General features: G+C 72.4%; 5 protein-coding genes and 1 pseudogene. 3 read left to right on the top strand and 3 right to left on the bottom strand.

The genetic code is table 11. The annotated features are described in order from the left end of the window. The first annotated feature begins 94 nt into the window (after window positions 1-94). Window positions 95-1,153, top strand: coding sequence for a 3-oxoacyl-ACP synthase III family protein (locus ACIGXM_RS04030; RefSeq protein WP_396556536.1), 1,059 nt, complete (start codon window positions 95-97; stop codon window positions 1,151-1,153). Window positions 1,154-1,322: 169 nt separating this feature from the next. On the opposite strand, the gene ACIGXM_RS04035 is transcribed toward ACIGXM_RS04030, so the two are convergent. Continuing rightward, a complete protein-coding gene (locus ACIGXM_RS04035) occupies window positions 1,323-2,093 on the bottom strand; it encodes an HAD family hydrolase (protein ID WP_396556538.1) in 771 nt (256 codons plus the stop codon). A gap of 170 nt (window positions 2,094-2,263) precedes the next feature. Here ACIGXM_RS04035 and ACIGXM_RS04040 point away from each other — a divergent pair, with 170 nt between their 5' ends. Next, complete coding sequence (locus ACIGXM_RS04040; RefSeq protein ID WP_396556540.1) at window positions 2,264-3,013, top strand: restriction endonuclease; 750 nt, start codon at window positions 2,264-2,266, stop codon at window positions 3,011-3,013. Window positions 3,014-3,036: 23 nt separating this feature from the next. On the opposite strand, the pseudogene ACIGXM_RS04045 reads toward ACIGXM_RS04040, so the two are convergent. Further along, window positions 3,037-3,129: pseudogene (locus tag ACIGXM_RS04045) on the bottom strand (NAD-dependent epimerase); the annotation flags it as partial. 135 nt (window positions 3,130-3,264) lie between these two features. After that, on the bottom strand, window positions 3,265-5,967 hold the full coding sequence (locus ACIGXM_RS04050) for an ATP-binding protein (protein ID WP_396556542.1): 2,703 nt from the start codon (window positions 5,965-5,967) through the stop codon (window positions 3,265-3,267). A gap of 1,025 nt (window positions 5,968-6,992) precedes the next feature. Here ACIGXM_RS04050 and ACIGXM_RS04055 point away from each other — a divergent pair. Then, window positions 6,993-7,199 carry a hypothetical protein gene (locus ACIGXM_RS04055; RefSeq protein WP_396556544.1) on the top strand — a complete coding sequence of 69 codons (207 nt, stop codon included), beginning with the start codon at window positions 6,993-6,995 and terminating at the stop codon, window positions 7,197-7,199. Window positions 7,200-7,708: the final 509 nt, after the last annotated feature.

Here is a 7,708-nt window from a genome sequence, read left to right on the forward strand (position 1 = left end):
CGGGCCTCCGCCACCCCAGCCGTCTCCACCCGCCTCCCCAAGCCCTCTCCCACCTCCCACGCGTCCCACACGTCCCTTCGAAGGAGGCACCACCATGCACCGCCCGTACTCGATCGGCGTCATCAGCACCGGCTCCTACCTCCCCAGCACCGTCGTGCACAACGACGAGATCGGACAGCGGGCCGGAGTGACCGCCGAGTGGATCGAACGCAAGACCGGCATCCGGCAGCGCCGCCGAGCCGCCCCCCACGAGGCCACCTCCGACCTCGCGGCGGCCGCCGCCGAGAGAGCCCTGGAACAGGCCGGGCTGACGGCGGACCGGATCAGCTACATCGTGCTGGCGACCTCGACCCCCGACCACCCGCAGCCGGCCACCGCCAGCATCGTCCAGTCGCTGATCGGCGCGACCAACGCGGCCGCGTTCGACGTCAACGCCGTGTGCAGTGGATTCGTCTACGCGCTCACCGCGGCCGAGCGCATCCTGCGCGGCGAGCCCGAGGACTCCTACGCCCTGGTCATCGGCGCCGACGTCTACTCCCGGATCCTGGACTACACCGACCGCAAGACCGCCATCCTCTTCGGCGACGGCGCCGGCGCGGTCGTCCTCGGCCGGGTCCCGAACGGCCAGGGCACGCTGGCCACCAGCCTGATCACCCGGGGCGACCAGCACCGGCTGATCAGCGTCCCGGCCGGCGGCAGCCGCCACCCCGCCTCCGCCGGCACCCTGGAGGACGGCGGGCACTTCTTCCGGATGGACGGGCGCGGCGTGCGCGACTTCGTCCAGGAGAACCTGCCCGCCGCGGTCCACTCCCTGCTCCGCAAGGCCGGCCTGCTCCGCCACCAGGTGGACCACTTCGTGCCCCACCAGGCCAACGGGGTGATGCTCGGCGAGGTCTGGCCCGAGCTCGGGCTCGGCTCCGCCGACTGCCACCTGGCGCTGGAGCTCTACGGCAACACCGGCTCGGCCTCGATCCCGATCACGCTCGACCTGAGCCATCGTCAGGGCGCCTTCACCGAGGACGACGTCGTGCTGATGTCGGGATTCGGCGGCGGCATGTCGGTCGGCTCGGCCCTGCTGAGGTGGGCGCCCACCCGGCACGCCCGACCGGCCAGACTACGGGCCCTCGAGCGCGAACTCGCGGTGGCGGGCTGAACCATGACGAACACCGATCGCGACCGCCCCGCTCCCCGACTCGCCGGTGAGGAGGACGACGACCACGAACCACACATCTTCCGAGGCATCAACTGAACACCGAATGGCAGGGGTTGGATCATCCAACCCCTGCCATTCGGTCATCGGCGGGTCACTCGGGGCGGTCCGCTCACAGGACGCACTCCCGCGGGCACGGCTCCACACCCGGTTGCCCGGCGCCCATCGACCAGCAGGCCACCGCGCAGCCGGGCTCGACCCCCGCCCGACGGTCCAAGCGCCGGATCAGCTCGGGATCCCCGCCCACGACCCGCGGATGCCCCACGCACTCCAGCATCGGGAGATCCGACAGGTGGTCGCCGTAGGCGAAGCAGTCCCGCGGGTCGACGGCCGCGTGGTCGGCCAGCAACCGCATCACGCCGGCCCGCTTGCCGTAGCCGATCATCGGCTCGACCACCTCGCCGGTGTATCTCCCGTCCACCGCCTCCGGCGCGGTGGCCAGCACGTAGGACGCCCCGACATGACCGGCGATCGGCGCCACGCAGGCGTCGAACGAGCCCGAGACCAGGACGAGTTCCGCCCCGGCCGCGCGGTGCTCGCGCAGCGCGGCGACCGTGGACCCGATGAAGAACCCCGGCGTAGCGCTCCGCTCGGCGAACCACCGCCGCCCGAGCTCGGCGATCTCCGCCACCTCCTCGCCGGCGTAGAGCCGGTAGTAACTCCGGTTGACCTCCTCCCGGGGCGCCCCGGCGGCCGCCATGGCGCGCAGCTCCCCGACCATCTCCAGGTACCGGTCCTCTCCCGACTCCCCGTGTCTGCTGGTGAGTTGGAAGCGAAGGAAGTCGAACATGCTCTTGCAGGCGATCAGGGTCTCGTCGACGTCGCTGAAGACGAGGTACGGAGGCCGCTGAACGGCGATCTCGGGCTCGACCAGAAGGGGCATCGGTGTCGTTCCTCTCCACTGAGGGGGCATAAGATACCTTCGCGAAGGTATCTTATCGCTCGCTCCCGGTCCAGACCCCGTTCCCACCCCAACGACCCGGCCGATGGCGGTCTTCCGCGGATCACCGTCATGCCCAACACTGCTGTCCGGGAACACCGGAGGGGGACCACATGGCCAAGCGAGGTGGACGCCGCTCGTCCGCACGCGGGCGCTCGTCCGCACGCGGGCGCTCGTCCGCACGCGGGCGGCGGAACAGGCGGCGGGAGGCGACCCTGGCCGGCGGCGCCCTGCTTCTGCTCCTGCTCATCGCGGTGTGGTCGCTGATCTGGCCCTACCTGCTCGCCGCGGTCGGGATCGGCGGCGTCGGACTACTGGGCTGGCGACTGCGACGCATCGACCGGACCCTGCGTGACCGGGACCGGAGTTGGCGGGCCGAGGAGTTGGTGCGGGCCGGCCGCCGGACGCTCGCCGACGTGGACAGGATGACCGGCACCGAGTTCGAGGAGCTCGTCGCCGCCCTGTGCCGTCGCGACGGCTGCTCCGAGGTCCGACGCGTGGGCGGCGCCGGCGACAACGGGGCCGACGTGCGCGGGCGCCTGCCGGACGGCCGCACGATGGTGGTCCAGTGCAAGCGCTACGCACCCACCGCCGCCATCCCCAGCCGCGAGGTGCGCGACCTGCTGGGCGCCAAGCAACACTTCGGGGCCGATGTCGCGATCTTCGTCACCACCACCCGCTTCACCCGGCCCGCCGAGTCCTTCGCCCGGGAGAACGGCATCATCGCCATCCACCGCGACCACTTCGGCAGCTGGCACAACGGCGCCGCCCTGGAGCCACTGGTCCAGCTCAGCGGCTCCGGCCAGGGCGACGCGCGCCACCTCGCCCGCTGGAGGAAGACCTACCGGGCCGGCGGGCGGTAGGCCACGGTGCGGCAGCGCGGCGTGGCGTCCGGATCCCCGAGTGTGGAGACCGGCTTGCGGCGCAGCGGTCGTGGCGTGATCCGCGCGGCCAGGTGCCCGCCAGCGGTCACGCCGGGCCGAGTCCTATGACGACGTGAAGGCTCACTCCCGCCCGGCAACGTGATGGTGCGTCACTCACGTGGCGGGCCTTCACGCCCCGGAAGCCGGCCACCGCCGGCCCCGGCACCCGCGGGGTCTGCCCAGGTCACCGCCTACACGGGCGTTCCGGGTGACAGGAGCGCGGAGAGGGCCGTACTCGCCCGGGCCGCCAGGCCGTCGGCCCCGCAGCGGGCGGCCAGTTCCAGGCCCCGCCGGAGGAACGCGCCCGCGTCGGGCGACCGGTCGGTCCCGGCGAGCGCCACCCCGAGGTCGACCAGGGCGCGGGCGTGCTCGTAGCCGGCCGGGGAGCGCTCCAGACGCCGTACGGCCTCCTCGAGCATCGTCACGGCGCGCGGTCCGTCATGGACCGCCGCGCAGAGTCGCAGGGCGCCGCCGACCGCGGAGTCCGCGCCGTACTCCTCGGCGCGGCGCACGGCGTCCGCGGCGAGCTCCCGGGCCCGGTCCGGCTCCCGGTCGGCCACCGCGAGCGCCAGGTGCCCGGTCCAGGGCGCCCACACCGTGTTGCGCCAGCCCCGCGCGTCCAGGGTGGCGCCGGCCGCGGCCAGGGCTGCGGCGGCGGCCTCGGTGTCGCCCCGGGCCAGCAGCAGCCTGCCGTGGAGCGTCGGGGCGTCCGGCAGCACCATGACCGACGGGTACGGCGGGCCGAACGAGTACCGTTCCGCGAGTTCCCAGGCCTCGTCGGCCTTACCGCGTGCGAGCAGGGTGTCGGCCAGCACTCCCACGGCGTCCCACTGCAACGGGATGCCCGGGGCGATCCGCTCCGCTATCCGCAGGGCGCGGCGCAGGAAGTCCTCCGCCCCGCCGAGGTCGCCGCACCGGAACCGGAGGAGTCCCATCAGGAAGTGCGCGAAGCCCAGGTGGCCACCGCTCCACCCGGCCAGCTCGTAGGCCCGGATCGCCTCCCCGAACAGCGCCTCCGCGCGCTCGATCCGGTCGGCGTACAGGTAGGAGATGCCGAGGATGCCGGGCAGCTCGAAGCCCCACATGGTGTTCGTCCAACCAAGGTCCGCCGGGAGCCCGCCTCCCTCCAGGGCGGACTCCGCCAAGGCGATCGCCTCGGTGAAGTCCACTCCGCGCAGGGTGAGGTCCCAGCAGCGCAACACCGACACGGCGCTGCTCGGGCTGCTGTCCCCGGTGAGCCGCCGGCCGAACTCCTCCAGCCGGCGGGAGCGGCCCGGGCCGTCGTCGTCCTCCCCCTGGAAGACCGCGAACATGAAGTGCGCGACCTCCAGGCGCAGCCGGCCGGGGCCCGGAGCGGTGCGGGTGGCCTCCTCGGCACACACCCTGGCGGCCTCGCCCAGCTGGTTGCTGTGGGCCAGCGCCTGGGCGAGCCTGAAGGTCGCGTCCACCCGGAGGTCCGGGCTCAGTCCGTCCTCCTCGTCCAGGGCGAGGCGCAGCTGGTTCACCGTGGTGGCCGGATTGGTCAACAGGGCCGAGCAGCCCAACTCGTAGAGCACCTGGGCCCGGTCCTCCTCGTCCGGCGGCTCGCTCATCGCACGTCGCAGGCACCGCTGGGCCGCTTCGGGCGCGCCGATGGCCAGGTGCTCGGCAGCCGCCTTCCGCAGCTTCCGCACCATCTCGCCGTCGCCCTCCGGGAAGGTCTCGAGCAGGTGCCGGGAGGCGGCCAGCAGGCCCAGGCCCGCGTTCTCGACCTGGACGGCGGCCACGCCGTGCATGGCGGTGCGGGTGCCGGCCGGCATCGACTGGTAGACCGAGGTGGCGACCAACGGGTGGACGAACTCCAGCCGGCCGTCCGAACTACTGCTCAGGACGCGGAACTTGCGCAACTCCCTGATGGACTCGGCGGCCGCACCCGGGCCCTGCGCGCAGATGGCGGCCGCGAGCTCGGGATGGATGTCGGTGCCGAGCATCGACGCTGCCCAGGCGAATCGCAGGGTGCTCGGTCCCAGCTTGTCCAGCCAGTGCTTGAAGGTCATCCCCCTTGCCTCGGAGGCGAGTTCGCGCAACTGCCCGGAGTTCTCCTCGACCGGGTCCAGCTGCTGCTCGCGGACCTCGCCCAGCAGGGCGGTGGTCTCGTACGGGTTGCCCCCGGTCACCGCCCACACGTGGCGACAGAAGGCGTCCTCGGCCCCGTCCCCCAGCGAGGCGCGGACCAGACTCGCGACCGAGTCCGGCTGAAGCGGGCGCAGCTCGTGCCGTCGGCCGGCCCGGGCGGCGATGCCCTGGTGGAGGGCCAGGGCATCGTCGGGGACCTCGTCACGGCGCGCGAAGACCATCAGCACGGGCAACTCCCGCGCACGGACCGCGAAGGCCGCCAGCCAGCGCAGCGACTCGAGGTCGGCCCAGTGCAGGTCGTCGACGATCACGGCCAGCGGCGCCCGGCGCAGGACGAGTTGGGTGAGCACGAAGTCGAGGCCGTCCCGGACGCCCTGCGGGTCGAGCAGTCCAGCCGGCGGGAGCAGTCCCACGGCGGGCCCGACGATGTCGTACCAGTGCCCGAAGACCTGCCGCTGCTCCGCCTCGGCCAGCGCCGCGGTGATCGGCTGGAGCAGTTGCCGCACCACGTGGAAGGGCTCGTTGCGCTGCTGCTCGCCGCCACGGGCGAAGAGCACCGTGCAGCCCTCCCGCTTCGCCAGCCGGCGCACCTCGGTGAGCACGGCGGTCTTGCCGAGACCCGCCGGTCCGACGTAGAGCAGCAGCTCCCCGATCTCCGCGCCGTCGGCGCCGGTCACCCGGGAGAGGGACCGCAGCGCATCGGCCGCCGAACGGATCTCCGACCCGCGTTCGTGCAGGTGGGGTGCGAACGGCCCGCCCCCCGAATCGGCTCCCGGCACCACGGTATCGCCCTCGTGGCCATCGCCCCGTCGCCGTAACCCGTGCTCCTGCTCGGCCACCGCCAGTCCCTCCACCGCATCGCACCGCGCCTCTGCCTCGAGGCTAGTGCAGCGGGCCGACCCGACGTCAGCGTCTTGCGTGACAACCACGGACAACCGGCCGCCACCCGCCGGACGCCGCAGGCCTCGCGGGCCCGGAAGGCCCAGGACCCCGTGTCACCCCGAGACCAGGAGGCCACCCGGCCTGGCGCCGCCGACGTCGCGCCGCTCCTCCGCCGGATCCAAGAACTTCCGGTCCCAGAAATCGCGTTGCCCGACCCCGACCCGTTCGTCCGGCTGGCTGGTTGGCCGCCTCGATCGACGGCGGAGACACCCGAGCCGTGGAGGCCCGCGCCGGCCGGCGACCTGCCAGCCGGCATCCCTCACCGCGACCATCTGGCGCGAATCTGCCACCACAAGCCAGCATTGACCTAGACAACAAGAAAGCCCCAGGCCGCTGACCTGGGGCTTTCCTTCTGAGCGGGCGACGAGAATCGAACTCGCGCCATAAGCTTGGGAATCAGTGCTCCTGGGCCGTAAATTCGGGCCCTGAGCTGCGAAAACGTCGCCATCTCGCTGCTCTGAATTGACTTCATCTGACCGCAGATTACCGGCGTTGTCCGCCCGATCTGGTGCGCATCTGGTTCGGGATAGACCACGCCCGACAGCTAGCTAGACGAGCGGCGTGCTCCCGACGCACAACCGGTCACGCGGTGACCAGCCCGCGCATATCAGGCTGACAGCGTGTCGTCACCAGGACACGCACCCCACCCGGCCCCTTGCCCGCGGCCCACCACGCCGGGGGCGGGTCACCCCTGCACCGCTTGACAAAACGCCCTACATATCGCCTGTCCGACGGGTCGCGTCACCGACCCCGCACCCGACAGCACCGTCACCCGAATGGCGCAATATGGCTTGCCGCCCATATGGATGAATATCAAGCTGATTAGTGCCCCAATCGAGGCAATCCGTGAAAGGGGAACCAAATGCGCATTCGACGAATACTCGCCGCCGCCACCGCCACGGCAGCCCTCGCCGGGCTCGGCCTCACAGGCGCCGCCACCGCCACCGCCGCCACCACACAGGAACCCGTCACCACCCCCTCTCAGTGCAGGGCGGGCGGCGGACAGCCCTATCTGCACAACACCGTCAAATGCTGGGGCGGTAAATACGACGGGCTGACGGTCGACTAAACCCCACGAGGCGCGGCGCAGCCACGCGCCGTGGGACGCTCCCGCGCGAGCATAGCCGGGAGAGTCGCAGGGACCGTGCCGACCCGTGGGCACCGCTGGGGCACGTGTGCACGTGGGCGGTGGAGCGGTTTTGGCCGGTGTCCTGTCTGGTCTGGGTCCGAGCATGATCGGGGGGTCGTAAGCTGTTGCGACTCGGTCAGGGCTTTTGGACCTGACCGCAATTTGGCCGAGTGGCCCCCCGGTCGTGCTCGGTGCGGGTCCCGGTCCGGGCAGGTGGGTAAAACCGTGGAGCCGCTCGCCCCGGCCCCGGTGGGGTCTTGCTCTGGCCTGCATCCGCGGGCCCGCCGGCCGCCGCCGGGAGCGGGGCGAAGACAGGAGCGGACGGCGAGCGGCCGGGCGGGGCCGGGGGGGGGGGGGGGGGGGGGGGGGGGGGCCCGCGCCCCCGCGGGGGCCGGCCCCGGGGAAAACAGCGACGCGCCCCCACAAACCAACAAAAACGGGGTGGCCAA

This window comes from Kitasatospora sp. NPDC052896 (assembly GCF_044547075.1).
GTDB lineage: Bacteria > Actinomycetota > Actinomycetes > Streptomycetales > Streptomycetaceae > Kitasatospora.

What these genes read in the sequence shown, in the direction of transcription:
- ACIGXM_RS04030 (WP_396556536.1), top strand. Translation starts at nt 95, where the DNA reads ATGCACCGCCCGTACTCGATCGGCGTCATCAGCACCGGCTCCTACCTC.
- ACIGXM_RS04035 (WP_396556538.1), bottom strand. Translation starts at nt 2,093, where the DNA reads ATGCCCCTTCTGGTCGAGCCCGAGATCGCCGTTCAGCGGCCTCCGTAC.
- ACIGXM_RS04040 (WP_396556540.1), top strand. Translation starts at nt 2,264, where the DNA reads ATGGCCAAGCGAGGTGGACGCCGCTCGTCCGCACGCGGGCGCTCGTCC.
- ACIGXM_RS04055 (WP_396556544.1), top strand. Translation starts at nt 6,993, where the DNA reads ATGCGCATTCGACGAATACTCGCCGCCGCCACCGCCACGGCAGCCCTC.